Origin of the sequence: Granulicella sp. S156, assembly GCF_009766105.1 — a bacterium.
GTDB lineage: Bacteria > Acidobacteriota > Terriglobia > Terriglobales > Acidobacteriaceae > Granulicella.
In genome coordinates this window covers 178016-201506 of sequence record NZ_LMUH01000013.1, presented here as the reverse complement: position 1 = coordinate 201506, position 23491 = coordinate 178016, and the positions used below count along the sequence as shown (strand labels likewise).

The following is a 23491-nucleotide window of genomic DNA, read 5'->3' as shown; positions in this document are numbered from 1 at the left end:
ACGATACCATGTAGTGTTTGCCGCTCGCTTTTTCAAATCAGGCGCGCAACAGATGGAGTACCAGGCTCAATATGATTCCGAAGACCATGCAGGCCCTTGTAAAAGCCGCCGCCGCGCCGGGGATGGAGATGCGCGAGATGCCGGTTCCAGCCATTGGGCCGAACGATGTGCTCGTTGCCGTGGAGACCGCCTCTGTCTGTGGCACCGACCTGCACATCTACCATTGGGACGAGTGGGCGCAGGCGCGCATCAAGCCTCCCTACATTCCAGGGCATGAGTTCTGCGGCACCATAGCGGCTATCGGCGATCTCGTGCAGGACTTGCAGATCGGCGACTTCGTCTCTGCCGAGATGCACGTGGCCTGCGGCCACTGCCTGCAGTGTCGCAGCGGGCAGGCGCATGTATGCCAGTTCGTAAAGATCCTCGGTGTCGATGCCGATGGAGCGTTCGCCGACTACGTCCGCATTCCAGCGAGCAACATCTGGAAGCTCAGCCCTGCGATCCCACGCGACTTCGGCTCGCTCTTCGATCCGTTTGGCAACGCAGTGCACACGGTGCTGTCGGGCTCCATCGCCGGACAGACGGTCGCGGTCACTGGATGCGGGCCTATCGGATTGTTCTCCATCGCCGTGGCGAAGGCCTGTGGGGCCTCCCACATCTTCGCCATTGAGCCGAATGCGCAACGACGTGAACTGGCTCGGCGCATGGGAGCACGCACGCTGCTCGACCCCGCGAGCGGCGATGTCGAGCAGCAGGTGAAGGCTGCGACAGGCGGCAACGGCGTCGATGTGCTGCTGGAGATGTCGGGCCATCCTTCCGCCATCGCGCAGGGATTTCGCCTGTTGCGCATGGGTGGACGGGCATCCCTGCTGGGCATTCCATCACGGCCTGTGGAGCTCGATCTTGCCAACGCCGTCATCTTCAAAGGCGCGACGGTGCATGGCATCAACGGCCGCAAGATGTACGAGACCTGGTTTCAGGCCGAGGCACTGCTGCGTGAGAGCGGGATCGATCTTGCGCCGGTCATCACACACCGGCTTCCTCTGGCACAGTTTGACGAGGCCATGCATCTGCTGGAGTCGGGTGAGGCGAGCAAGATTTTGTTGACGGTGAAACGGTAGAGCGATTTCACGAATGGTGTAATGGGTGTTTTCCGGACTACCCAAATCTGTCATCTCGACCGAAGCAGACGGCATCATGTCAGGCACAGCGGAGAGACCTGCAGGTTGTCTGCGTCGGCAGTAGTGTCGGTACAGGCAATCTGCAGGTCTCTCCGCTACGGCGCAAAAAACGCGCCTCCGGTCGAGATGACAATTCTGGGGTGATTCATTCCAACATCGATCGTGTGATTCGTTGATGCATCACACGATCGATAAAGCCGCTCTATGGATTCTGCACGACGAGTTGGTCGGCGAGCCGGAAGTGCACGATGGACTCGGCAGGAATCGAGATATCGCGATTGCCCGTAGCGCCGGCCAGTAACGTGCCCGCACCGGCGCCTGCGGCGCCGCCGATGGCCAGTCCAACACCGCCGGTGGCGATGCCACCGATCAGCATGCCTGCACCGGTCATACCGCCAATGAAGCCCGCTGTGCGCTTGCCCTTACCCTTCTTCGTCCGCACGCTGTCATGCGTGTCCAGAGCGTACTGATTGCCGTTAAGCGTCATCTCCGTCAGGCGCAGTTCGAGGATGGAGCGACCCTTGAAGTGGCCGCGGCGATGTGATGCGTCTATACGACCGGAGACAGGCGTGCGGCGAGGAATGACGACAGTACCATTCTGCAGCACAGGTTCAACAACTTCGCCGGAGAAACGATCGCCAACACGGCTTGTTTTGACGCTGATGTTCTGATTGATCCGGATAGCAAGCTCCGTGCCCGCTGGAACGGTGAGCTGCAGCGGAGCCGCAGGCTGATTGGGTCCTGTTGCATTTTGCTGCGGGCCAGTATTTTGCGGCTGCATGGCGCCGTTTTGAGCCTGCATCGCACCGTTGTTTTGCGGCTGCATGGCGCCGTTTCCGTTATCAGGCGTCTGCGAACCTGCTCCGGATTGAGCCGACTGGGCTGATTGATCATTGGCAGAAGGAGCTGTCAGCGGTGCAACCACGGGATCGGTACGATTCGGCTTGGGGCCGGGGGGAGGAGGCGTAATGGAGGTCGCGATCAGCTGCGCCTGGCCTGCCACCGGAGGCTGTACGGTGGTTGTGACGGCGTTGCCGTTGGCGTCGATGTAGCTTACCTTCTGCGGTGTGTTGGTCGAGGCAGCTTGAGCCTTGGCCTGGTCGAGCGCCTGCTGTTCTTTGTTCTTGCATCCGGTGAGCAGTACGAGAGCGATCAGGCCTGCGCCGGTAATAGAACGAATCTGTTTTGTGGATATCATTTGGTTCCTCTTGCCGCGTTGAAACTGCGCGGTCTTTTTGGAGTTACGGGCTACATACTCTGAGTGGGATGCCCAATTTCCTGCCGTTGTCGCCTATGACACGGTGAAAGGTTTAAGATCGTGAGCAGTATGAGCCCTGTAACGATCGAAACCAAGCGTCCGCAACTCGCCCACCTCTCCGCACAACTCGACGATCTGCGAGCACGCGGCACCTACTTCCGTCTGCGCGTGCTCGACGACGAACAGGCAGCGGTTTGCCACTACGATGGCCGCGAAGTCATCAATCTGGCTTCGAACAACTACCTTGGTTTGTGCAATCACCCCAAACTGCGCGAGGCCGCGATTGCGGCGACGGAGAAGTACGGCGTCGGTTCGGGTGCGGTACGCACGATCGCCGGCACCATGCGTATCCACATGGAGCTAGAAGAGAAGATCGCAGCGTTCAAAGGCGTCGAAGCCTGCGTGGTCTTTCAGTCCGGCTTTGCAGCCAATGCAGGCACGGTGTCGAGCATCCTCGGCAAGGAGGATTTCATCCTCTCGGATGAGCTAAACCATGCGAGCATCATCGATGGTGCGCGACTCTCGCGGGCGAAGATCAAGGTTTTTCGTCACAAAGACGTTGCCCATGCTGAAGAGCTGTTGAAGGAGATTCAGAATGAGCCCGGGCGCAAGCTCGTCATCACCGACGGCGTGTTTTCCATGGACGGCGACATAGGACCGGTCAAACAGCTCTGCGATCTTTGCGATAAGTACGGCGCGATCATGATGGTCGACGACGCGCATGCGTCAGGCGTGCTGGGCCGCAATGGACGCGGCAGCGTTGATCACTTCGGCTGCACGCAGCGTGTAGACGTGCAGGTGGGCACGCTGTCGAAGGCTATCGGTGCACTAGGGGGCTACGTCTGCGGATCGAGAGATTTGATCGACTACCTCTATCACCGCGCACGGCCATTTCTGTTTTCGACGTCGCATCCGCCATCGGTGGCAGCAACGTGCATCGCGGCCTTCGACCTGTTGGAGCGCGAGCCGGAACGTATCGAAAGATTGTGGAGCAATACACGGTACTTTCAGGAGCAGTTGAAGACTGCCGGTTTCGACATCGGCGGTAAGACAACTCCTGCCAGCGAGACGCCGATTACGCCCATCCTCATCGGCGATGGCCGCAAGACGATGGAGTTCAGCCGTGCGCTCTTCGAGCAGGGCTTGATGGCCACCGGCATCGCCTTCCCCACCGTACCGGAGGGCAAGGCGCGCATTCGCTGCATCATGACCAGCGAGCATACCCGCGGGCAGATCGACCGCGCCCTGGAGACACTGACAACTACGGCAAAAAGAATGGAAATTCTGTAGTGAATTTTCATCTTGAAGAGATGCCCTTTTTGCATCTCAGCTGTTAGAAAGTCACTAGCAAAAAGTCACTACCAAGGAGATTCTGTATGGCCGATTTGGATGCGTTGAAACAGAAGTATGCCCCTGTGATCGAGACGATTGAGAGCTTCGCCGAGTATGGCGCGAAGGTTGACTCCGCCGATCTCGATGGCGAAAAACTGCACCTGAAGGGCGAGGTTCCGTCAACAGTGATCGCGAACCGTGTGTGGGACGTCATCAAGGAAGTCGATCCCACCTACAGCGACCTCGAGCACGAGATTGCCACCACCGGCGGCGAAACACAGCCTTACACCATCAAGGCCGGCGATAATCTCAGCAAGGTGAGCAAGCTGTTCTACGGTACCGCGAACAAGTATCAGGAGATCGCATCCGCCAACGGCATCGACAACCCTGATCACATTCAGGTGGGCCAGGAGATCAACATTCCTGTGCTGTCGTAGGTGTTTGGTAGCCAACGAAAAGGCCGCTTTGGCGGCCTTTTCTCTTTTGCTAAAGCATTTTCATGGCTATCGATACGAACAGGTCAGTACGGTCGAACTCACTTTGGCTCGCCAAATCTTGGGTCTCCAAAGGTTGGGTTATCGGGACGAGCAAAGGAGGTCCTGGGATGGTCCTGCAGCTTGATGTACGCGAGCCATTCACGCGCCAGGGATTCCGTTGGAAAGTAGGCCGCCGGCATCTCCTTAACGGGTAAAACGCTTCCCGCAGGTTTGATATGAGCCTCACAGACGTTCCATAGAGGAAGGCCCCAGTGATCCTTGTACGGTGTGGGACATGGCTGAATAGACCCATACCAACCGGACTTTAAATTCATTGGCAAGAGCGGCTTTTCTGGGTCTGGCTTTCGGGTGTCAATGACTGCCTGCAGCCAATCGATCATGAAGGGCTTTGTATTGTTGATGCAGCAGTGAGGAATATTGTTTTGCACCAGGTAGACCCAGGGTGCTCCCTCCGCGCGATGGTGATCGTAAAAAGCATACGGCTTCATCACACCTCCGACAGCATCTCTTCCTCCCGCGATGATTAGCTCCGGAACAGCAACTCCCTTTGCATCGAGCGTTATTTTGTCGATATTGTCTGGGTCGGTCTGCCCAGGATTGGTAAGGATCGCTGCCAAAACACGGTCCGGGGCATACGCCACAAAGTGTCCGAAGTAGGCTCCTGTTCCAGAGAAGCCGAGAACGATAAGCTTCGCCTTCCCCAGCTCCGGATGCCCGCTTTCCTGACCCAAGGCGTCGAGGGCAGTGAAGAGCGATCGACCCAGACCATGTTCTGGATACATGTCCATCTCACCCTTTTCAGATGTTCGAGTGGCTGGGCACTGGCGAGCCAGTACCATCGCCAGATCATTCTTCTGTGCGAATGCCAGAACATCCGGATCAGAGTAGAACTTCGTGATATCCGGCCCCCTGTCATAGGTGACCCACGCTGCCTTCACGGCCCTCTCCCCAGCAGGAAAAGAGGCCTCGTACTTGCAAGGTTGATCGATGTTCTCGCCAGCTCGAGGAGGATCGACAGTCTTGTATTGCTGAAGCTGTGCGAACGCAGACCCCGACATTATAAGAACTGCTAAGAGTGCAAACTTTATCATTAGGATCTTTCTGAAGGAGCCATACCGCATCAATCGAAACAGACGATCTACGGTGGCGACGCCCCCCCAAGGTAATGACGTTTCACTTCGTCATGCGCTCGAGTTTTTTGCAGGGGAAAACAAGCAGGTTAAAGAGGTTGCCGAAAAGTTGCCGCACGCTGAAGCGTGTTATCTCCGACACTTAGCGCGATGCGAAGGTTTGCGGCCCACTCTGCATCAAGAACCCCTTGTATTCCCCGTAACTGCAATGCCGCTGCAAGCGAAATACAGGGGTCTCTAGACGCAAAGCGCGCCACAAACATTTGCATCACGCTCTGCATCAAGGGGTCTCTCCACTGCGGCGCAAAAAACGCGCCTCCGGTCGAGATGACAGACTTTGGGGGATTGATCGATAACTCTGGGACGGATATGGGGATAGGCCCGCGATCCGGTACGAACTATATTTTCTGGACGCGCATCACTTCGCGGACGCCGGGTACCTTGCGCAGGTTCTGTGTCAGCCGCGTGAGGTGGCGAAGGTCGACCGTCTCGATCACGAAGTCTACGTTCACCACACCGTCCACCGAGGGTTTGGTATCGAGTGAGCGAATATTCGTGCCGTCTTCGGAGATGATGGCCGTGAACTCTTTCAGCAGGCCGGAACGGTCGTCGCAGACCACGGTCAGCTTTACCGGATAGGTCGTGGGCTTCGGTCCCTGCTTCGTGCCAGCGGGCGATGGGGGGGCCAAAGCCGCCCAGTCGACATCGATGCGGCGATCGGCTTCATACAGCAGGTTCTGCACGTTGGGACAGCTTCGTGCATGCACAGCCACACCCTTGCCGCGCGTTACATAGCCGATGATCTCTTCGCCGCGAATCGGATTGCAACATCGCGCGCGGTAGACCAGGAGATCATCCTGCCCCTCCACCTGCAGCGAGTCCGAACCTTTACCGAAGAAGACACGCTTCACGGCGTCGGACATGTGCGAGAGTGTGTTGCCGACTGCTCCCGGCTCTGTCGGCGCGGTTTCGGGGGCCATGGTGCTGCCGGGTTCGAGTTTGTTCAGCACCTGGCGGGCTGAATACTTTCCAAAGCCGATGCCGGCCAGCAGGTCCTGTTCGCCGCCCAGGCCATAGTCGTTCGCAATGCGGTCGAAGTCGGCGATCTTGAACTTGTCGAGCGAGAGCTTGTAGCGGCGGGCTTCGCGGTCCAGCAGCTTGCGGCCGATCTCGATGGCGCGGGCGCGCTGGTTCTCGTTGAGCCAGTGCTTGATCTTGTTGCGCGCGCGCGAGCTCTTGGTAAAACTCAGCCAGTCGCGTGAGGGCGCATGGCCCGTCTGCGTCATGATCTCGACGATGTCGCCGTTGCGCAGCTTGTGCCGCAGCGGAACGATGCGTCCGTTTACTTTGGCGCCCGTGGTCGTGTGGCCGACGTCGGTGTGAATGGCGTAGGCGAAGTCGACCGGCGTGCCATCCTTGGGCAGCACGATGACCTTGCCCTTGGGCGTGAAGGTGTAGACCTCCGCGGGGTACAGGTCGATGCGCAGCGTCGACATGAACTCGTTGGGGTCGGACATCTCGCGCTGCCACTCCATCAGCTGACGCACCCAGGCCAGCCGCTGCTCGTCGGCCGCGCTCACGTTGTCGCTGGCTTTGTACTTCCAGTGCGCGGCGATGCCCTCTTCCGCGACCTCGTGCATGTCTTCAGTGCGGATCTGCACCTCGAACTGGTGCGCACCCTCGGCGATCAGCGTGGTGTGCAGCGACTGATACATATTCGGCCGCGGCATTGCGATGAAGTCTTTGAAACGCCCCGGCACAGGCCGCCAGGTGCTGTGCAACAGGCCGAGCGCTGCGTAGCAATCCTGTTCCGTCTGCGTGATCACGCGGATGGCGAAGAGATCATAGACCTGGTCGACGGGAATTCCATGCGCGGTGAGCTTCTGCTGGATGGAATAAAGCCGCTTGATACGCGACTCCACGCGGGCCTTGATGTTGGCCTCGCGCAGCTTGGTTTCGAGCGTGCTCACAATGCGGTGCAGAAACGCTTCGCCCTCGCCGCGCAGCGAGTCGACCTCGGTCGTAAGCTGCGTGTACTGGAAAGGGTCGGTGTAGCGGAAGGCGAGGTCTTCCAGTTCGCCACGCAGTTTGCCCATGCCCAGGCGGTGCGCCAGCGGGGCATAGACTTCGAGTGTCTCGCGGGCGATGCGTTGCTGCTTCTCGGGCTTCAGGTGCTCGAGCGTGCGCATGTTGTGCAGGCGGTCGGCGAGCTTGATGATGACCACTCGGACATCTGTGACCATGGCGAGCAACATCTTGCGGATGTTCTCGGCTTGATGGTCTTCGCGGTTGGCAAACTTGATCTTGTCGAGCTTGGTGACGCCCTCGACAATGTGCGCAACCTGCTCGCCGAAGCGCTTGGCGATCTCTGCCGGGGTAACGTCGGTGTCTTCCACCGCGTCGTGCAGCAGGCCTGCGGCGATGGCGGTGGAGTCCATCTTCAGCTCGGCGAGCACTTGCGCGACTTCCAGCGGATGGATGACATAGGGCTCGCCCGAGGCACGCTTCTGCTCCGCGTGTTGCTGCATGCAGAAGATCCATGCCGAGCGAATCAGATGAAGGTCGTCCGCGGGGCGGTTGGCGCGCACCGTCGCGAGCATGCGCTCGAAGCGGACGTCCAGCGCCGGATCTCCGGAGAGCACGCGGGTGCTGGGTTCTTCTGCAGAATCGGGAGGCTGTGTCGAAAGAGAAGCCCCGGATGGTTCGCCGAGGTCGATGGCAGCCTTTGCAGGCAGGGAATCGCTTAACGAAGTGGTTGGAGGCGTTGCTTCGAGCTCCATGCCGGTTTCGCTGAGTGGTGGCGCGAGCGATGTCTGTGAGCCGGCCGCTGGGAAGCGGCCTTCCCTTGATTCAGGGCCGGGTACAACCGGCCGCGCTATAGCCATAGGCCATTATACGTGGGTAGTGGTACGTAGTGATGAGTGGAGGCGAGTGACGAGTGATAAGTGACAAGTGGTAAGTGGACAGAACGGGTAGAAAACGCCCGTTTGGTTTATTCACTTGCCACTTATCACTTGTCACTATTTACTTCAGCTGTCCGGGCGTGGGCCTTGAACCTTGATGGGTCCACCGCACCAGTTCGTCGAATGCCCGGCCAACTTCGTCCTGGCTGATGACGCAATGGCCTTCGCGATGGACATACTGCTGCACGAGGTTCTGCTCGAAGCCGGCGGATGCTACAAGGTGGTCATACAGCGACAGGGTGGTGGCAGGAACCACTGGGTCGTAGATCGTGTGAAGCGCGAGCATCGGCTTGGCCAGACGGCCGCTCGGCGTGTAGTGACGGTAGAGGTAGTCTTTCGCCCTGGGATCGGCGGCGTAACGGCGAACACCATCATTCAAGGCATAGTCGCCGACGCTCGAGGTGGGGTTGGTTCCGGTGTAGATATAGTTCCGGTTGTCGAAGGGGTTGCCACCGGCCCGACGCTGTATGTCACCAATCACGAAGGTGAAATAGGCGACGTCCTGGGCAAGCCCTACATCGGTGTGGAGGCCAGTGAGAGCGCGCATCTCCGTCGCTGCGGTGGGGTTGGCGCGCAGAGCGGCTTCGATCTTCTCGTCAAGGGCGGGCGATATCGCGTAGTCGGCGGGAGTGGGAACCAGCGGAGGCATCACGCCGGGAAAGTAGTAGTCGAAGGCGGCGCGCAAGGCAAAACGCCGCTCAAAGGACTCGGACGAAGGCCCAACGGCGCCACAGAGATCCAGCCCGCCAAGATAGGGCTTCGGGTTCAACTCCAGCGTAATCATCGTAAGAGCGCCGCCCATCGACTCGCCTGCAACGTAGGTCTCGCGTGGCTGGCCGTAGGCCCGTATGAAGTAGCGGCGTAACTGTTCGGTCTCGGGAAAGGCCTGCTGAAGAGCCCAACCTGGCTGCGAATAGGCGCTCTGCGCAATCGCATAGTGGCGCTCGAAGAGGGGCATCTTCCGCGACCCAATGCGCTCGGCGCCGTGGAACCTAACCCCTTGCATGGAATAGCCGTGGTAGTAGATGACCAGCGAGTGGTTCCACTCGTTGGGAATGTCGATGCGATACCCCGCTCCCGCAAGTATGCCTGTCTCGGTAATCCCAAGGGGCGTCTTCAGAACCTCCGGCCTGGACTCCGGCTTCTGCGCACGCAACGTTACGGCGGTCAGCGCGAGGGCGACTACTGTTGTTAACGCAGACAGGCTTATCGTGTGCGCGAAAAAACGTTCTCTTGAAGGGAGACGCATTTAGGGTTCGATTAATTTTACCGCAGCTGGAGTTTGCCGTTGCTTCGTAGCCGTAGTCACGGCTCTGAGCGCAGCCGAAGAAGGCCGATCAGCGGTTCCTCAGACGCCGGTGGCTACAACGTACTTTTGAGCAAGCCGGAGGGCCTCCTTCAGCACTACCCTGTCGTCACCGAAACCTGCGAGCCAGTGCATCTCCGGCTCGCGCCGAAACCAGGTCAACTGACGTTTCGCATAGTTGCGGTGCCCCTGCTGTGCCGCTGAAATTGCGGCTTCGAGCGTGAGGGCGCCACGCAGAACGGCCATCGCCTGCGCATAGCCGAGTGACGTCAAGGCGCGGCAGCCGTCGCCGAAACGCAGGCGCAGACTCTCGGTCTCCTCGATCAGGCCACGATCGAACATCGCCGCGGCGCGTTGATTGATGCGCGCGTAAAGAGCCTCCCGGGGTGGCCCCAGGGCAAACTGCATCACGCGATACCCCTGCAAGGCATCGCGCCCGGCCTGCCACTGCTCGGTCTGCGGCTGCCTGGCGGCGAGCGTGACTTCGATGCTGCGGATCAGCTTTGGGGTGTCGTTGGCGTGGATAACCTGGGCAGCCTGCTTGTCGAGCCGCTGCAGCAGACGGTGTAGCCAGGGGGAGCCATGCTTCGCGGCAAGCTGCCGAAGCCGCTCGCGCAACGCCTCATCGCGCGGTGGCGCGGGCGCAAGCCCCTGCAGCAGCGCGCGCAGGTACAACCCTGTTCCCCCAGCGACGATGGGCACACGTCCCCGGTCGCGAATGCCGGCGATGGCTGCGCGCGCGTGCCTTGCATAGTCGCCCGCGGTGCAGGCTTCATTGGGCCAGTAGAGATCGAGGCAGTGTTGCGGCACTCGCGCGCGCTCTTCGAGCGTCGGCTTGGCCGAACCGATGTCCATGAGCCGGTAGACTGCGACGGAATCACAACTGACGATCTCGCCACCGATCTGCTCAGCCAGCGCCAGCGACAGCGCTGTTTTGCCGCTTGCGGTAGGGCCTGCGACAACCAGGAGAGGAGTTTGATGTGTCTGCTCAGGACCGCTCACGGTCTCCACCACCCAGGGATGAAGACGCGATCCACGCCAGCTCGTGCGATGCTCTCAACCAGTACCAGCAACGCCAGTAAGAACAGTCCGCGCATGAGGCTGCGATGTTCCATCTGCTCGCGCTTGCGGAAGTAGGCCTTGCGCTCCAGTTGCGCGCGCTCCAGGGTGCGAGTCGGCGCTGGAATCCGGGGCGGCTCGGCACGGTGTTCGGACTGCGGCGTCATGCGTTTAGCGTTGCGGCTCGTTGACCATGTAGAGGAACCTCAATTCGAGGTTAGGTCCATGGAACTGCTTGGGCAGCGGCGGGAACTGGCCTTCGCTGGTGATGGAACCCCAGGCAGCCTTATTGATGGCATCGTCGTGGGTCGAGCCCTCCAGATGCATATCGCCAATGCGGCCATCGGGAAGAATCGTAAAGCGAATGTAGGTCTCGCCTTGCTTCGAGAGCGGTGGCTCGGTCTCCACAGGCAATAGGGGAATCCAGTTGCGATAGATATCCGACTTGAGACGGCGCAGGTAGTCGCTGAAGTCGACACCCTGCGTATCGGAGAGGACCTCTACGCCAGCCTGCTTATCCGATCTGGAAGGGCTGCGGGCGAAGTCACCGCCGCCACCACCACTGAGGGATCCACGTTCCGCCCGCCGAATGTTATCGCCCGCGGTGCCCGAGTTCGTATTGAAGTCCGGCTTGGTAGCGGGTTGCGGGGTCGGAGCGTCAGCCAACGGAGGAGTTGGCGTACGCGGCTGGGGCGTCGGTGGGATAGGCGTAGGAGGCGTGGGCGTAGCGTTCGCCGGAGCTGGGGTTGGCGGAGGAGGTGCGGGCGCAGGGGTAGCTCTTTCTCTATCTCTTTCGCGCAGGCGGTTCAGAGTGTGATTGTCCGGAGCTTTGGCCACGGGCCTCGGCGCAGGTGCACGAGACGACAACGTCGGCATGTTCAACTGCGTAAGCTCACGATTCTTCAGCACATCCGACGGGCTGATCAGCACCGGAGCATGCCACAGGACGCGTGGACCGTAGAAGATAAGCCACGCCACTACCAGCCAGAAGAAGACCGATATGTAGATCGACTCGCGGAACCGCCCTCGCGCGCGCTCGTCCTCGATGGTATCGAGCAGGTGGACGAGTTCGTGCTCTTCCAATTCGCCGTAGCGGTTGGTGCGGATACGGATGGGTTTAACAGGAGCTTGCGGCCCTGGATCGTGCGGCACAAAGGAGAGTGGCGCATCGGAATCGGGTGTGGACGCAGGGGTCTGTGCCCGAGATTCAGGCGAGTCCTGCTCCGGTGTCGGTGGTCCGGGTTCAATCGGCGTTTGAATAGGCGGCATCAGCAGTCTTGAAGTCTGTGACGGTTTAGCCAGCACAAAGTTTCGCCAGCACGACCGATCGCCAGATCTGAGTAGATGCTGGCTTGTCTATTTTCTCATCTTTTGCGATCTTAACTTTTCCATCTTTGCAGTCTCTATGCCCTTGGAGATGAGAGCGATAGACTTCGATCATGGCCACTGCTCCCCTCCCGCTCACCGGACGCACCGCCGTTGTCCTTACGGCGAGTGACCGCTGCTTTGCCGGAACGCAGATTGATCTCTCCGGACCGGCGGTTGCTCGACTGCTCACGGAGGCCGGAGCGGAGGTGCTCGGCCTGCGCGTCGTTGCCGATGAGCAGGCGGACATCGTCGCCGCGCTGCGTGAGGCCGCCCAGGACGCTGCACTGATCGTCACCACTGGCGGAACGGGCCTTGCCGCACGCGACGTTACGCCGGAAGCCACACTGGCTGTCTGCGATCGCCTGGTTCCGGGGCTGGCGGAGTTGATCCGCCAGGACGGAGCGCGGCACACCCCGTTTGCGGCGCTGGGGCGCGGAGTCTGTGGCATTCTGGGGCAAACGCTGATGGTTAATTTACCCGGAAGTCCTTCCGGTGCCGAGAGTTCGCTGCGGGCGGTACTTCCGCTGCTGCAGCACGCGCTCGACCTGCTATCCGGTAAGACCGATCACTAATACTGCCTGACTGACGTAAGCGGTAGAATAAAGCTTCGTGATCATTGGACCTATTGCACTTTTGCACAAAGTTTCGACCACCCTGCTGGCCGTGATGAAACCGCTTGGAGTCTGGGGAGTGGGCGGTCTTGCCTTCATCGACTCCGCGTTGATTCCGATTCCGGTTTCGATGGACGGCGTCATCATTGGCTACGTCGCGACCAACCATAGCCGCTTCCTGATCTACTGCCTTATCGCGTCTGTGGCGTCGGCGATTGGGTCGCTGGTTCCCTTCTACATTGGGCGCGCGGGCGGGGAGCTGGTGCTGCTCAAACGGATCAACCGCGAACGCTATGAGAAGATTCGCGACCGCTTCGAGCGGCAGGAGTTCTTCGCCATTATGATTCCGGCGATGCTTCCGCCACCGACACCGCTCAAGCTGTTTGAGTTTGCCGCAGGCGTCTTCGAGATGAAGCCTCTGCCGTTCCTGCTGGCGATCTTTACGGGAAAGTTTGTACAGTTTCTGGCGTGCTCGCTGCTGACGATCTGGTTCGGGCCGAAGCTGGTGCATACCATGCACGGCATACTGCATCGCCACCTGAGCGTGGTGATCGGAGTAGCCATTGGGGCGCTGCTGGTGCTGCTTTTCTACATCACCCGCAAGCTCTTCGACCGGCGCAAAGGCGAGCGTTTGCCGTCGGAAGACAGCGAGTAGGCAGGAAACAGGAAACAGGAAACAGGAAACAGGAAACAGGAAACAGGAAACAGGAAACAGGAAACAGGAAACAGGAAATGGACGCGATAAAGCTGTCCCCCACGATGAAATAAATGTTTATCCAATCATTATTTTTGTGGACATGACCTTGTCTCGACGCTAACATGGCGAACAAAAGGCGATAACCCCTGTTGTTCATTTTAGCGAGGTCATGAATGCAGCTTTCACGCAGCCCTCTTTCCGCTCTGGTGCTTTGCGGACTTTTCTCGTTGAGCCAGATGGCTCATGCCGGCGACAAAAAGGTATCCATTGATACCTCGCCTGAAGGCGCACAGGTCGAACTCAATGGAAACATTACCTGCACGACGCCGTGCAGCATCAATGTTTCATCCGGCTACTTCGGCGCAAAGCACTTTGCCTACAGCAGCCATGTAGATGACCCGCTCGCCATACGCTTGATCAAAGACGGGTTCGTCCCCAAGAACGTCACCTTAACTACGGGACCCCATGTCTGGAACAGCTTCAATGGCGGAGCCAGCTTTGAGTTCTATCAACTGGACACAGACCACTTTAATATTCGGCTGGATCCCGTCCAGGCGTTTGTGGGCCAAGGGTCCCCGTCAGGTGGTGCCACAGCCTCTTCAGCGATCGTTGAATCGGAAAGCCTTCCGATCGAACAAATTATCCACAACTCGTTGCCGGCGATCGTGCTGGTTAAAACGTCCGCGGGCAGTGGGAGTGGATTCTTCATCACGGACGAGGGGCTGATAGCCACGAATGCGCATGTCGTTGAAGGCCAGCAATCAGCAACCATTGTTACGGCCAGCGGAAAGGAGCTCCCGAGCAGCAATATCTATGTCGATCAGGATCGCGATCTGGCGCTGATTAAGGTGGACGCTCATAACGCGCCTTTCCTGTTGCTGAGTCCTTCTATCCCGGTGCAGGGTGCTGAAGTGATTGCCATCGGCACCCCTGGAATTCACGATGCGGATGGAGTCTCCCTGCTGCCTAACTCCGTGACCAAGGGCATCGTCAGCGGAGTCCGTCAATTCTCCGACGAGACAGTGGCCAATGTCGCCAGGCGTACGGGCACCTGGATTCAGACAGACACAACGATTAATCACGGAAACTCCGGCGGTCCTCTGATTAACCGTGCGGGCTACGTCGTTGGCGTCAATACATTAGGCTTTGCCGGAGCAGGCACGCCGGGGATCAACTTCGCGTTGTCTTCCACAGAATTGGCGCAGGTTGTTCATCAACGCTTAGGAGTCACTCTGGGGGCTAAGACGGATTCTACGCAGCATGCCGAATCCTCTGTAGCGGGGAAGATCTCTATTAGTTCCACTCCGGCAGGCGCAGATATTGAAATCGATGGGGTGTTTCTGGGTAATACTCCTTCGGATCTGGCGGTCGCCGAAGGAAAGAGAGTCGTCAAGATTACGAAGAAGGGCTATCAGCCTTACGAACGTACGCTTCAGGTGCAGCCTGGTGGTTCGCAGAGAATCTCGGCTGAGCTTGATCCGGTTGTTGCGCCATAAAGAGGTGGTAAGAATCTAGAGGTTGAAATAGTTCGGCCTGTATCGGTAAGTAGAATTCTTCGGGGTTCCTTCGACTACGTAGTTCGTAAAATACGCGAACTACTTCGCTCAGGATGACGGATTTGTAGTTATGTAAAAGCAAAACTACTCAACGAAAAGCACGGTAAATAAAAGGGCCGACGCTGCTATAGCGTCGGCCCTTTTATTACACGAGGTTAGTTAGAAGTGGAGCTTGGCTGAGAATTGAGCGACCCGAGCATCCGGCGATTCCGCTGCGATTCCCGATCCACCAAAACGTGTGCTGGATATTTGTCCGAAGCCGGATCCTACCGTTGTATTGGGCGGACCATAGGTTGGAGTGTTGAGCGCGTTGTACAGATCTGCACGGAAGTCCAGTGTGGTTTGATGCCACAGCGGGAAGGTCTTGGAAAGAGACAGGTCGAGGCGGTTGTACCCCGGTCCATAAACAACCTGGCGCAGCGGTGGGCCATAAGCTGCGATGTCATCAGGTCCATCAGCTACAGGAGGGTTGGTATAGGCGCAAGGGTTGAACCAGGTCTTAACCGTACGCGTCTTCGTAGCGCAGGCTACGCTGGGGTCGGGGTTGGAGCCACCCGTCGCGAAAGGATTACCAATCCTTACAGCATCTGCGTTGCCTGCTCCATTGGTAGGATTATTGCCTGCGGTCACCAGATTTGGCTGACCCGTCTCAACACGGAAGAGGAGACTCAGGTTGAAACCACCCACAAGCGCATCCAACACCCTCGACTGATTCAGGTATTTGCGCCCATTCCCTACAGGCAATTGATATTGAGAGTTCAGAATGAAGCGGTGACGAGTGTCCGTTGCGGTTGGGCCATAATCATAGCCAAAGCCCAACTGCCTCCAGTTGCGATAATTAGATCCGTTTGTTCCGCCGAGCGGCTGGGTGGAGTCATCCAGGCTCTTGGACCAGGTATAGTTGGCCATAAAATACAGACCGCCCCTGGCGCGATGCTCTCCAGTAACCTGGAGGCTGTTGAAGTTAGAGCTGCTGCCGTTGGCTTCAAGTGACCCTCCAGAGAATTGATTGAACGGCCGGTTCGCCTGCACGGAAGCTCCGGGAGTCAGCAAATAAGGGATCTGATTGGCGGAGGGGTTCGAAGTGATGTGATCGCCCAAGGCTCCGACATAAGCAGCGGTAAGCGTTGAGTTGTCGGGAAGCTGATACTGCAGCGCAAGATTGAACCCCTGCGTATAGGCTGTCTTCAACGTCTTCGGATACATATTGATACCCGGAGTCGTTATGTAATTGGACAGTCCAGCAGACAGTGCTGTGGTAAATCCATTCTCAAGCGTGATGCCATTGTTAGCGCAGTTGCCCGGGCCTGGTGCGCAGCCACCACTGCTAAAGTTCGAGGTAAAAAGGAACGGAGCATTGAGGGCAAGATTTGGGCTGAAACCCACATTCTCAAAGCCCCCGAAGAAGATCCCATACCCGCCGCGAATCACCAGCTTGTTATTTGCAGAATAAGCAAAACCGAAACGTGGCCCAAAGTTTGTTTTTTGGGCATCCGTCAACGCAGGATTATTGTCGTAAACGACGGGCACATTGTTGGCGGCGAGTTCGTTGAGAAACGCCGCTGGCAATGTGTATTGCTTGGCATCATTGGGAAGCAGGTAGGTCGCAGTGTTGTTGTCGTAATCAATCAAAAAGTTAGCTTGCCGGCCATTCAATTCTACAAATGGCTGGAAGTAGTCATAGCGAAGTCCCATGTTGATGGTCAGGGCTGAGCTTACGCGCCAGTCGTCCTGAAAGTACGCACTGCGATACCAGCGTTGGTCGTGTACCAACGAGAAGTTTGAAACCGAGGCCGTGTTCATCTGGTCGAGCAGGAAGTCGGCCCCGCCAAAGCCGGAGTTGGCTTGATTGGCTTGATCTTCCGTGAACTTGCCGGTGAAGTCGTAGTATCCACGTGCCTGCGGTATCTGCAGAGTCTGAATACGAATCCTCTGTAGATTGAAACCGAACTTCAGGCTGTGCTTGCCAATCGTCTTGGAGACGTTGTCCAGAAGCTGGGCGACATTCTCGAATTCGTTGGTAGGAAGATACTGTGCTGAGCCGAAGGAGGTAGGGTTCGGATTGGTACTGGTTCCGAGATTCTGGCCCCCGCCAAAATCGAAGAATGGCAAACCGCCGTTCCCTGACTCGAAGGGAATGCCCCCGAGCCCAAACTGTGGGGAAAGATCCGTATCGGCGTTGGGTTGTGCGTACTGCGCATTGATCCAGTTATAGCCAACTCGAAATTCGTTGGCCAAAGTCGACGTGAAGAAGTGCGTCTCCGAGAGGGTGAACTGGCGTGCCTTATCTGTGACGTTGCCACTCGTGCCAAAACCTGAACCATCGAGTATGCCGAAGGGGCTTGGATACGTTTGCTGCTCATTGACGACACTATATTTGGTGAATATCTGATCTTTCTGGCTTAGGTTCCAGTCCAGGCGTCCATCGTACTGGACAGTGTTGTCCTTCGCTCCGCCCAGAAACTGATAGTTACTGTACGTCTGGCCGGAGGCACCATAGTTCGGGGCTGGTAGAAGGTTGAAAAGTCCTTGCGCTACGGCGTCGATTTGGGCCGGGCAAATGACATTTATCGCGCCGTTGCAATTCAACGGAGTGGGGTTAGGGTTGATGCTGCTGTTTGTACCCGCTGGATAGAGTGTCTTCGGACTGCCACCTGTATCCGTGGCGCTCAGCAATTCGCTGAAGTCGCCCGTTCTCATTTTGAGAGTGGGAACGGTGTTGATGGAACTCTGGCCGAAGATAACGCGGTTTCCTTCCACATCACCGAAGAAGAAGAGCTTGTTCTTGAGGATCGGTCCGCCGATGGCTGCGCCAAACTGGTTCTGGCGATACTTCGGTTTGGAGGGTTCAAAGTAGTCACGAGCATTAAGGATGTCATTCCGCCAGTACTCCCACAAAGAGCCGTGAATCTGGTTGGATCCCGATTTCATACTCGCGATGACTACTGCACCAGCCGCGCGGCCAAGCTCCGAGTTATAGCTGGAGGTCTGAACTTTGAATTCAGCAAGCGATTCAGGAATCGGCTTGATGACGTACATGGCACCGCTGGGTTCATCGACCAACATGGCGTTGTTATCGACGCCATCAAAGATGTAGTTGTTCTGTCCAGTCCGTTGGCCGTTGGCCGAAAAATCACCACCATTCGTGCCGCGGGTTCCTTGCGCAGCTGGAGCAACTCCAGGAGTAAGCTGTGCGATGAAGATAGGATTTCGCGTAACCAAAGGGGTCGAAACGATTGCCGCTGCGGGGATAGTTGCCCCCGTGGAGGAATTATCAGTCTGCAATATTGCAGGGTCCGTGGTGACCTCGACGGTCTCGGTAACGGCACCGGCAGCAAGCGTTATCGGCACCTCAATACGCGCGGAAGCATTGACGACGAGCCCCTTTTGTTCGGACTTGGAGAAGCCCTGCGCGGAGACGGTGACCTTATAGCTGCCGATTTTGATCGGGGTGAAGGTAAAGATTCCCTCGCTATCGGACGAGCGGACCAGAGAGAGCCCTGTCGCTTCATCGACCAGGGTGACGGTGGCGTTGGGGATGGCGGCGCCGGTACTGTCGTGCACGGTTCCAGCAAGGGTGCCCTGATCCAACTGGGCATGGGCTGCGGTCCCGCCCAGCAGAGAAAAAATGATCGCAAAGATACATGCGAAATAGGTTGATTTAAACGAATAACTACTGAGAGATTGGTCTCGACTTGAGAGCGGTTTTTTTAGGTTTGTTTTGGAGAGCTTGATCGATCGCGATGATAGAGCGATGTAGGATTCCTGCTCATTATTGAAGTTCGTCATGGGTGCTTCGGCCTCTGAAAAAGTAATGCAATCTGATGGGCGGCAGCTTATATGGCCAGCTTAAGCCTTGTCAACCGTGTAAACGTTTACGATACCGTGAAATCCCATACTTAAACGCTAACGTAGTTTTTCGAGCGGCGGCGAGGAAACGTTTACATAGCGACTGATATTTGGCCCTCTCGGTGAGCCCAGACGCACGGGGACATCGCATAAAAATGCGTGCGCGGGGCTGCTGAGAATTGTTATTGCCAGTACCTTCTTGATTACTGCGGTTATTTATTAATCGACGCTATGTCTTCCAAATCGAGGCTCGCGCCAGGATTCTTATCGAGATTGCGTCAAAGGGGTTTATAAGTTTTGTGCTTTCTGTTGTGATGCCAGATCGCATTCAGGTGTTGCCGATCAAGAATGATCTGGCGGCGCGGTTTTACACATCCTCTTTGCGCGATGGCACGCAGCGCAGAAACGAGATGTGGGGCACCCGGCCGGTGAAACCACTTCCTCGCCGTCTCCGTTATACTTCTTCACAACCTCATCATGAAGCGCCACGTCCTCATCTTCGGTCTCGTCGGCGGCCTCCTCATCGCCACCCTCCAATACACCGAATACCGCTTCGTCATCATCGAGCACTCCGTGGAGCTCTACAGCGCGCTCGTCGCCATCCTGTTCGCGACCTTCGGCATCTGGCTCGGCCTCCGCATCACGCGCAGTCGCGAAACCATCCGCGAAACGGTCGTGGTGAGAGAAGTGCCTGTCCCCGCGGAGGCCCCCGCCCTCGAATCCTTCGCTCCCAATACGACCCGCCAGCAGACCCTCGGCATCACGGCACGCGAGCTCGAAATCCTCACCCTGATCGCCGGCGGCTTCAGCAATCGCGAGATCGCCACGCAGCTTTTCGTCTCCGAAAACACCGTCAAGACTCACTGTGCCCGCACCTTCGACAAGCTCGGAGCTGTCCGTCGCACCCAGGCCGTCCAGCGCGGCAAAGAACTCGGTCTCCTGCCCTGATGTCTCACCCAAAGCACGCGTCACCCGAAAGCACGATTTCCGCTCCATTCCTCAAAAATCATCCGAATGGATGACGACATCCGGCCCCGCTACACCGCATAGTGACTCCATCCTCACTCGCACAAGGAGCCCTCCCATGAAGAAAACCGTCCTTGCCTTCGGCCTCATCGCCGGCCTCATCATGTCCGTCCTTATGGACGGCTCGGTTCTCCTCTTCGACAAGATCGGCTCTGGCCACAGCCTGGTTCTCGGCTACGCCAACCTGGTGGCGTCGTTCCTGCTCATCTACTTCGGCATCCGCAGCTACCGCGACAACACCCTGGCCGGCCAAATTTCCTTCGGCCGCGCCTTCGCCTGCGGCATCCTGATCGCCCTCATCACTTGCGTCTGCTACGTCGCCACGTGGGAGGTCCTCTACTTCAACTTCATGCCCCACTTCATGGACAGCTACTTCGCCGCGCAGATTCACAAGGTCCAGTCCTCCGGACTTGATCCCGCCACCACCGCCGCGCGGGTCGCTGCCATACAGCGCTCTCAGCAGCTCTACCAGAATCCCTTCGTCAACATGGCCTACACCTTCATGGAGCCCTTTCCCGTCGGCCTTATCATGACTCTCATCTCTGCTGGCATCCTCCGCCGCAAAGCCCCTGTCGAACCCGCCGCCGCTCCCGCAGTCACGACCCCATAGATCAAAAGGCCAGGGCGTAAGCCCCGACCTTCCGATTCGTGATCCGGTCTAATTCCTTAGCAGGAACGGTCGCGCGTTGCGCGATGGCCCACATCTCAGAAGCGAGATGTGGGGTGCCCGGCTGCTAGCTAACGTTCTTCAGGAAAATGCGATTCATGGCCGGCTACACACTGCCAGCGTCCATCGCGATAGACAAAAATATCGGTGAAGCGATTCTTCGCGTGGAATTTTCCGTCAGCGCTTCTTATCCCGCCTACCCCGCGGACATACGCGGAATCGCCATGCACATACGCATGCAAGTCAGACAATTCGAAGGGAACGGCGCTCGGCTTCGCGGTGGTCGCCAGCATTGCGCGGCGGTCGATCAGTGAGCCATCAAAGTCAGCCTCTTCGAATTCATCTGCCAGAATGCACTCTAGCGCAGCCTTATCGTGCTGCTCCGCGGCTCGCAGCCAGACTTGCTCGATCTGAACCAGCGTCGCCGGATCCTTTTGCTGACCCGCTGGGCAACCTTGGCCATGTGCCAACGAAAACGAACACAACAGCAACAGGGGGAGGACAAATTTCATGGGGCGCACCATTCCTCTGCCGTTAGAGACGCAGCCGCCGGACAGTTTGACTCCGGAAACAGTTAACCAGAACTTCCTTTTTGTCATCGACAACGTCACCCATAACAACGAAAGCATAGAGCTTGTAGAGCCCCTCGGCACGATAGTGCTGTAATGTCTCGATGAAGAGCCTGACTCTTGCCTCGACCCGGAAGAGACACCGGCGGCTATGCCGGCAATGGCGGTTCTCGGCGGCACAGACATGTGCGCATTTTAGCCGTTACCCCATACCTCTTGGTTACATGGAGGAAGGCAATTCAGTCGTTACGGCTGCGCCTCCACTCCGGCCTTCGGCAGAGCGGTACGAGCCTTTGGCCCGGCTTTTACGGCACGGTTGAAACCGTGCCCTTCCGGGTGGTGGTGGGCCTACAGCATCAGCAGGAGCGGCTGCGTTGCCCGATGGGCCCATTCACCGCAACGTACGCAATGGATGGGCACCCGAGCGCTTCTTACGCTGCAATAAGATCGGAAACCGATGCAAGCGCAGTAGAATCCGCAGTGGTAAAACTCTTGTCGAAATGCGCAAGCATCATTTCGAGAAAGCGCCCATGGTAAATAGCGTACGTTTCAACTGAAAGACGAACATCAGAACGCCCAACGATCACAAACGTCAGAGCAGAAGCAGCAATGCTCGGGCGAACCCAAGCCTGATACTTCCACTGTGGGACACTATGAGTAAAGTCACCATTGCTATCGTATGACCATGTAACGATGTGGCCACTGTCAATCCCGGCCTTGATTTTATTGAGCAATGCAGCTGGATCGGTAGTTTCAAAAGTAATCATTTGTTCCTCTCACGAGTCTGAATAACCCGTTGGTTGATCCGCCGAGATCAAGAGGGCTTGCAGACGGCCCCTACAACAACGTAGAGTTGGCCGATACGCTACTCTGCTTACCGAGTGGCAGGCGGTGACGCCACCAGCCGGGCATGGACGCAAACCATGTCCGGCTTTCTCATTTAAGATTGAGCTTGTACAATAGCTATGATACTGCATATAGTATCACTAGCACATGAGGAGTCAAGTATGAATCCCCCTGCCCAAAGTAAGTATTTAGGATTGACCTCTCAATGGCATCTGCCGAAAAAGTCAGGACGAGAATTTTAGAACTCGCTGCAGAGCCAAAGGACGTCACGCTTGCAGATATTGACTGGGTGATGCATCAACTAAAGCAGTTCGGAGAAGTTGAAACCGGCGGCAATGCTCATATGAAGATCTGGCGTTTCGAAGACACCATCTTCGTCATTTGCATCCATAAGAAGGAGTTCAAACAACTCAAGGCCGCATACATCAAAGACTTCCTGAACGCCATGATCAAGACGGGTTGGTATGAATAGCAAAATGGAAAAGACACTGCGGGAGTATATGAAGCTTCCGTACACAACCATTCTTCAACGTGATGAAGATGGAGACATCATTGCGCGAGTAAAGGAGTTGGAAGGTTGCGTTGCAGATGGGCAGGATGAAATGGAGGCTATTGGACATCTTCAAGATGCCAAGGAGCTTTGGATAGCTGCAGCATTAAAAGCTGATTTACCTATCCCAAAGCCTGAGGGGGAAGACGAACTCCCAAGCGGAAAGTGGCTTCAGCGCGTTCCACGCTCATTACATAAAAAGCTCGTTGATCTCGCAAAAAATGATGGGGTGAGTTTGAATCAACTTGTTCTGTCAATCTTGGCTGAGGCAGCCGGACAAAAGCTGCAAATGCAGAAATCTATGCCTGATCGCTCCGTTATCGACGCGATAGATGCTAATGGCTATGCTCCAGCGTCAACACGATGCTTATCGCTGGTTCATTACTCAGCAGGTCACTCGTCTTCGCGATCCGCGATCTCCAGTCAGTCAATCGAGTTTGCCGTTGGCTTAGTCCCAGGAAGTGCAAAGCTCAATACTCCGCTTGGCGTTTTAAGCAAGTCACTTGCGGATAGAGAAAGGATTGCAAGTGGCTATTAGGAAAAAGGCCCCTCCTGCTTCATCATTAGTTACCGACTCACGGATGGCTTTCATTAAAACTGTGAAATTTACAGGCTTGGGGCTAGATGAAGCATCTGTGTCCATCGACAGACTCACTCTCGCGCAAATAAGCAAGAAAGACGATACCGTTAATACCGAGATCGATATCGACCAGAAAGTCATTGCCCATGAAGACGATTTTTTTGTGGTGGCTGTAGACTTCGAACTGATTCAGCGAGCTAAAGGCAGCGAGGCACCGTTGCTATCGATAAAAGCACGATTCTCCGCACTCTTCAGACTTACTGAACGAGCAAGTGAAGAATCTGTAAGTCGCTTCGCTAGCTTAGAGGCTCGATTGGTGTTTTTCCCTTATTTACGGCACTTTGTCTCAGATATAAGCTACCGAATGGCGATCGATCCGATTGTTTTGCCCATGACTAGCGAGTTATAGCATTACCTTCATATCAGGCGTCAAAGGCCCCACCTAA

22 protein-coding genes are annotated in these 23491 nt (G+C 57.0%); 12 read left to right on the top strand and 10 right to left on the bottom strand.

The genetic code is table 11. The annotated features are described in order from the left end of the window. Positions 1 to 71: 71 nt before the first annotated feature. Positions 72 to 1121 (top strand): L-threonine 3-dehydrogenase, encoded by a 1050-nt coding sequence (gene tdh, locus GSQ91_RS10855; RefSeq protein WP_158821574.1) that lies wholly within the window; start codon positions 72 to 74, stop codon positions 1119 to 1121. Positions 1122 to 1383: 262 nt separating this feature from the next. Here the strand turns inward: tdh and GSQ91_RS10850 are convergent, their stop codons facing one another. Continuing rightward, positions 1384 to 2379, bottom strand: coding sequence for a hypothetical protein (locus GSQ91_RS10850; protein ID WP_158821573.1), 996 nt, complete (start codon positions 2377 to 2379; stop codon positions 1384 to 1386). A gap of 129 nt (positions 2380 to 2508) precedes the next feature. Between GSQ91_RS10850 and GSQ91_RS10845 the strand changes: the two genes are divergently transcribed. Then, positions 2509 to 3729: a glycine C-acetyltransferase gene (locus GSQ91_RS10845; protein ID WP_158821572.1), complete on the top strand. Its 1221-nt coding sequence runs from the start codon at positions 2509 to 2511 to the stop codon at positions 3727 to 3729. An 86-nt stretch (positions 3730 to 3815) separates the two neighbouring features. After that, positions 3816 to 4208: a LysM peptidoglycan-binding domain-containing protein gene (locus tag GSQ91_RS10840; RefSeq protein WP_158821571.1), complete on the top strand. Its 393-nt coding sequence runs from the start codon at positions 3816 to 3818 to the stop codon at positions 4206 to 4208. A gap of 98 nt (positions 4209 to 4306) precedes the next feature. Here GSQ91_RS10840 and GSQ91_RS10835 read toward each other — a convergent pair whose 3' ends face one another. The 6 genes from GSQ91_RS10835 to GSQ91_RS10810 form a co-directional block, all read right to left on the bottom strand. Continuing rightward, positions 4307 to 5326, bottom strand: a complete 1020-nt coding sequence (locus GSQ91_RS10835) for a hypothetical protein (protein WP_158821570.1) — start codon at positions 5324 to 5326, stop codon at positions 4307 to 4309. 470 nt (positions 5327 to 5796) lie between these two features. Next, positions 5797 to 8283, bottom strand: a complete 2487-nt coding sequence (locus GSQ91_RS10830) for a bifunctional (p)ppGpp synthetase/guanosine-3',5'-bis(diphosphate) 3'-pyrophosphohydrolase (RefSeq protein ID WP_158821569.1) — start codon at positions 8281 to 8283, stop codon at positions 5797 to 5799. A 139-nt stretch (positions 8284 to 8422) separates the two neighbouring features. Next, the gene (locus GSQ91_RS10825) at positions 8423 to 9610 is read right to left on the bottom strand and encodes an alpha/beta hydrolase (RefSeq protein ID WP_158821568.1); all 1188 of its coding nucleotides are present in this window, start codon (positions 9608 to 9610) and stop codon (positions 8423 to 8425) included. Positions 9611 to 9709: 99 nt separating this feature from the next. Continuing rightward, entirely contained in the window at positions 9710 to 10669 is a 960-nt protein-coding gene (miaA, locus tag GSQ91_RS10820) for a tRNA (adenosine(37)-N6)-dimethylallyltransferase MiaA (protein WP_158821567.1), read from the bottom strand. Then, complete coding sequence (locus GSQ91_RS10815) at positions 10666 to 10893, bottom strand: hypothetical protein (protein WP_158821566.1); 228 nt, start codon at positions 10891 to 10893, stop codon at positions 10666 to 10668. Before GSQ91_RS10815 ends, miaA begins: the two co-directional genes overlap by 4 nt. Positions 10894 to 10897: 4 nt before the next feature. Continuing rightward, complete coding sequence (locus GSQ91_RS10810) at positions 10898 to 11995, bottom strand: TonB C-terminal domain-containing protein (RefSeq protein ID WP_158821565.1); 1098 nt, start codon at positions 11993 to 11995, stop codon at positions 10898 to 10900. A 170-nt stretch (positions 11996 to 12165) separates the two neighbouring features. On the opposite strand from GSQ91_RS10810, the gene GSQ91_RS10805 reads away from it, so the two are divergent. The 3 genes from GSQ91_RS10805 (at position 12166) to GSQ91_RS10795 (ending at position 14898) form a co-directional block, all read left to right on the top strand. Then, the gene (locus tag GSQ91_RS10805; RefSeq protein WP_158821564.1) at positions 12166 to 12666 is read left to right on the top strand and encodes a molybdenum cofactor biosynthesis protein B; all 501 of its coding nucleotides are present in this window, start codon (positions 12166 to 12168) and stop codon (positions 12664 to 12666) included. Between the two features lie 37 nt (positions 12667 to 12703). Continuing rightward, positions 12704 to 13360 carry a YqaA family protein gene (locus GSQ91_RS10800; RefSeq protein ID WP_158821563.1) on the top strand — a complete coding sequence of 219 codons (657 nt, stop codon included), beginning with the start codon at positions 12704 to 12706 and terminating at the stop codon, positions 13358 to 13360. Between the two features lie 215 nt (positions 13361 to 13575). After that, positions 13576 to 14898: a trypsin-like peptidase domain-containing protein gene (locus tag GSQ91_RS10795; protein WP_158821562.1), complete on the top strand. Its 1323-nt coding sequence runs from the start codon at positions 13576 to 13578 to the stop codon at positions 14896 to 14898. Positions 14899 to 15117: 219 nt separating this feature from the next. Here GSQ91_RS10795 and GSQ91_RS10790 read toward each other — a convergent pair whose 3' ends face one another. Then, a complete protein-coding gene (locus GSQ91_RS10790; RefSeq protein WP_158821561.1) occupies positions 15118 to 18747 on the bottom strand; it encodes a TonB-dependent receptor in 3630 nt (1209 codons plus the stop codon). A gap of 537 nt (positions 18748 to 19284) precedes the next feature. On the opposite strand from GSQ91_RS10790, the gene GSQ91_RS26120 reads away from it, so the two are divergent. Beyond that, positions 19285 to 19755, top strand: coding sequence for a response regulator transcription factor (locus GSQ91_RS26120; protein ID WP_158821560.1), 471 nt, complete (start codon positions 19285 to 19287; stop codon positions 19753 to 19755). A 136-nt stretch (positions 19756 to 19891) separates the two neighbouring features. After that, entirely contained in the window at positions 19892 to 20443 is a 552-nt protein-coding gene (locus GSQ91_RS10780; RefSeq protein ID WP_158821559.1) for a DUF4199 domain-containing protein, read from the top strand. A gap of 128 nt (positions 20444 to 20571) precedes the next feature. Here the strand turns inward: GSQ91_RS10780 and GSQ91_RS10775 are convergent, their stop codons facing one another. Then, positions 20572 to 21012 (bottom strand): nuclear transport factor 2 family protein, encoded by a 441-nt coding sequence (locus GSQ91_RS10775; protein WP_158821558.1) that lies wholly within the window; start codon positions 21010 to 21012, stop codon positions 20572 to 20574. Here GSQ91_RS10775 and GSQ91_RS10770 point away from each other — a divergent pair. Further along, positions 21011 to 21166 carry a hypothetical protein gene (locus GSQ91_RS10770; RefSeq protein WP_158821557.1) on the top strand — a complete coding sequence of 52 codons (156 nt, stop codon included), beginning with the start codon at positions 21011 to 21013 and terminating at the stop codon, positions 21164 to 21166. The two genes, GSQ91_RS10775 and GSQ91_RS10770, sit on opposite strands and share 2 nt — an antisense overlap. A 334-nt stretch (positions 21167 to 21500) precedes the next feature. On the opposite strand, the gene GSQ91_RS10765 is transcribed toward GSQ91_RS10770, so the two are convergent. Continuing rightward, the gene (locus tag GSQ91_RS10765) at positions 21501 to 21836 is read right to left on the bottom strand and encodes a hypothetical protein (protein ID WP_158821556.1); all 336 of its coding nucleotides are present in this window, start codon (positions 21834 to 21836) and stop codon (positions 21501 to 21503) included. A 284-nt stretch (positions 21837 to 22120) separates the two neighbouring features. On the opposite strand from GSQ91_RS10765, the gene GSQ91_RS10760 reads away from it, so the two are divergent. The 3 genes from GSQ91_RS10760 to GSQ91_RS10750 are packed head-to-tail and all read left to right on the top strand — an operon-like array spanning position 22121 to position 23454. After that, positions 22121 to 22387 carry a hypothetical protein gene (locus GSQ91_RS10760; RefSeq protein WP_158821555.1) on the top strand — a complete coding sequence of 89 codons (267 nt, stop codon included), beginning with the start codon at positions 22121 to 22123 and terminating at the stop codon, positions 22385 to 22387. A gap of 4 nt (positions 22388 to 22391) precedes the next feature. Next, complete coding sequence (locus GSQ91_RS10755; RefSeq protein ID WP_158821554.1) at positions 22392 to 23003, top strand: type II toxin-antitoxin system HicB family antitoxin; 612 nt, start codon at positions 22392 to 22394, stop codon at positions 23001 to 23003. Then, complete coding sequence (locus tag GSQ91_RS10750) at positions 22993 to 23454, top strand: protein-export chaperone SecB (RefSeq protein ID WP_158821553.1); 462 nt, start codon at positions 22993 to 22995, stop codon at positions 23452 to 23454. Before GSQ91_RS10755 ends, GSQ91_RS10750 begins: the two co-directional genes overlap by 11 nt. Positions 23455 to 23491: the final 37 nt, after the last annotated feature.

Bases quoted from the DNA above. Each gene is read 5' to 3' on its own strand.
- GSQ91_RS10825 (WP_158821568.1), bottom strand. From the start codon at position 9,610: ATGCGTCTCCCTTCAAGAGAACGTTTTTTCGCGCACACGATAAGCCTG.
- GSQ91_RS10765 (WP_158821556.1), bottom strand. From the start codon at position 21,836: ATGATTACTTTTGAAACTACCGATCCAGCTGCATTGCTCAATAAAATC.
- GSQ91_RS10775 (WP_158821558.1), bottom strand. From the start codon at position 21,012: ATGAAATTTGTCCTCCCCCTGTTGCTGTTGTGTTCGTTTTCGTTGGCA.
- GSQ91_RS10835 (WP_158821570.1), bottom strand. From the start codon at position 5,326: ATGTCGGGGTCTGCGTTCGCACAGCTTCAGCAATACAAGACTGTCGAT.
- GSQ91_RS10795 (WP_158821562.1), top strand. From the start codon at position 13,576: ATGCAGCTTTCACGCAGCCCTCTTTCCGCTCTGGTGCTTTGCGGACTT.
- GSQ91_RS26120 (WP_158821560.1), top strand. From the start codon at position 19,285: ATGAAGCGCCACGTCCTCATCTTCGGTCTCGTCGGCGGCCTCCTCATC.
- GSQ91_RS10780 (WP_158821559.1), top strand. From the start codon at position 19,892: ATGAAGAAAACCGTCCTTGCCTTCGGCCTCATCGCCGGCCTCATCATG.
- GSQ91_RS10845 (WP_158821572.1), top strand. From the start codon at position 2,509: ATGAGCCCTGTAACGATCGAAACCAAGCGTCCGCAACTCGCCCACCTC.
- GSQ91_RS10810 (WP_158821565.1), bottom strand. From the start codon at position 11,995: ATGCCGCCTATTCAAACGCCGATTGAACCCGGACCACCGACACCGGAG.
- GSQ91_RS10850 (WP_158821573.1), bottom strand. From the start codon at position 2,379: ATGATATCCACAAAACAGATTCGTTCTATTACCGGCGCAGGCCTGATC.
- GSQ91_RS10805 (WP_158821564.1), top strand. From the start codon at position 12,166: ATGGCCACTGCTCCCCTCCCGCTCACCGGACGCACCGCCGTTGTCCTT.
- GSQ91_RS10815 (WP_158821566.1), bottom strand. From the start codon at position 10,893: ATGACGCCGCAGTCCGAACACCGTGCCGAGCCGCCCCGGATTCCAGCG.
- GSQ91_RS10830 (WP_158821569.1), bottom strand. From the start codon at position 8,283: ATGGCTATAGCGCGGCCGGTTGTACCCGGCCCTGAATCAAGGGAAGGC.
- GSQ91_RS10755 (WP_158821554.1), top strand. From the start codon at position 22,392: ATGGAAAAGACACTGCGGGAGTATATGAAGCTTCCGTACACAACCATT.
- GSQ91_RS10770 (WP_158821557.1), top strand. From the start codon at position 21,011: ATGGGGCGCACCATTCCTCTGCCGTTAGAGACGCAGCCGCCGGACAGT.
- GSQ91_RS10790 (WP_158821561.1), bottom strand. From the start codon at position 18,747: ATGACGAACTTCAATAATGAGCAGGAATCCTACATCGCTCTATCATCG.
- tdh (WP_158821574.1), top strand. From the start codon at position 72: ATGATTCCGAAGACCATGCAGGCCCTTGTAAAAGCCGCCGCCGCGCCG.
- GSQ91_RS10840 (WP_158821571.1), top strand. From the start codon at position 3,816: ATGGCCGATTTGGATGCGTTGAAACAGAAGTATGCCCCTGTGATCGAG.
- GSQ91_RS10760 (WP_158821555.1), top strand. From the start codon at position 22,121: ATGGCATCTGCCGAAAAAGTCAGGACGAGAATTTTAGAACTCGCTGCA.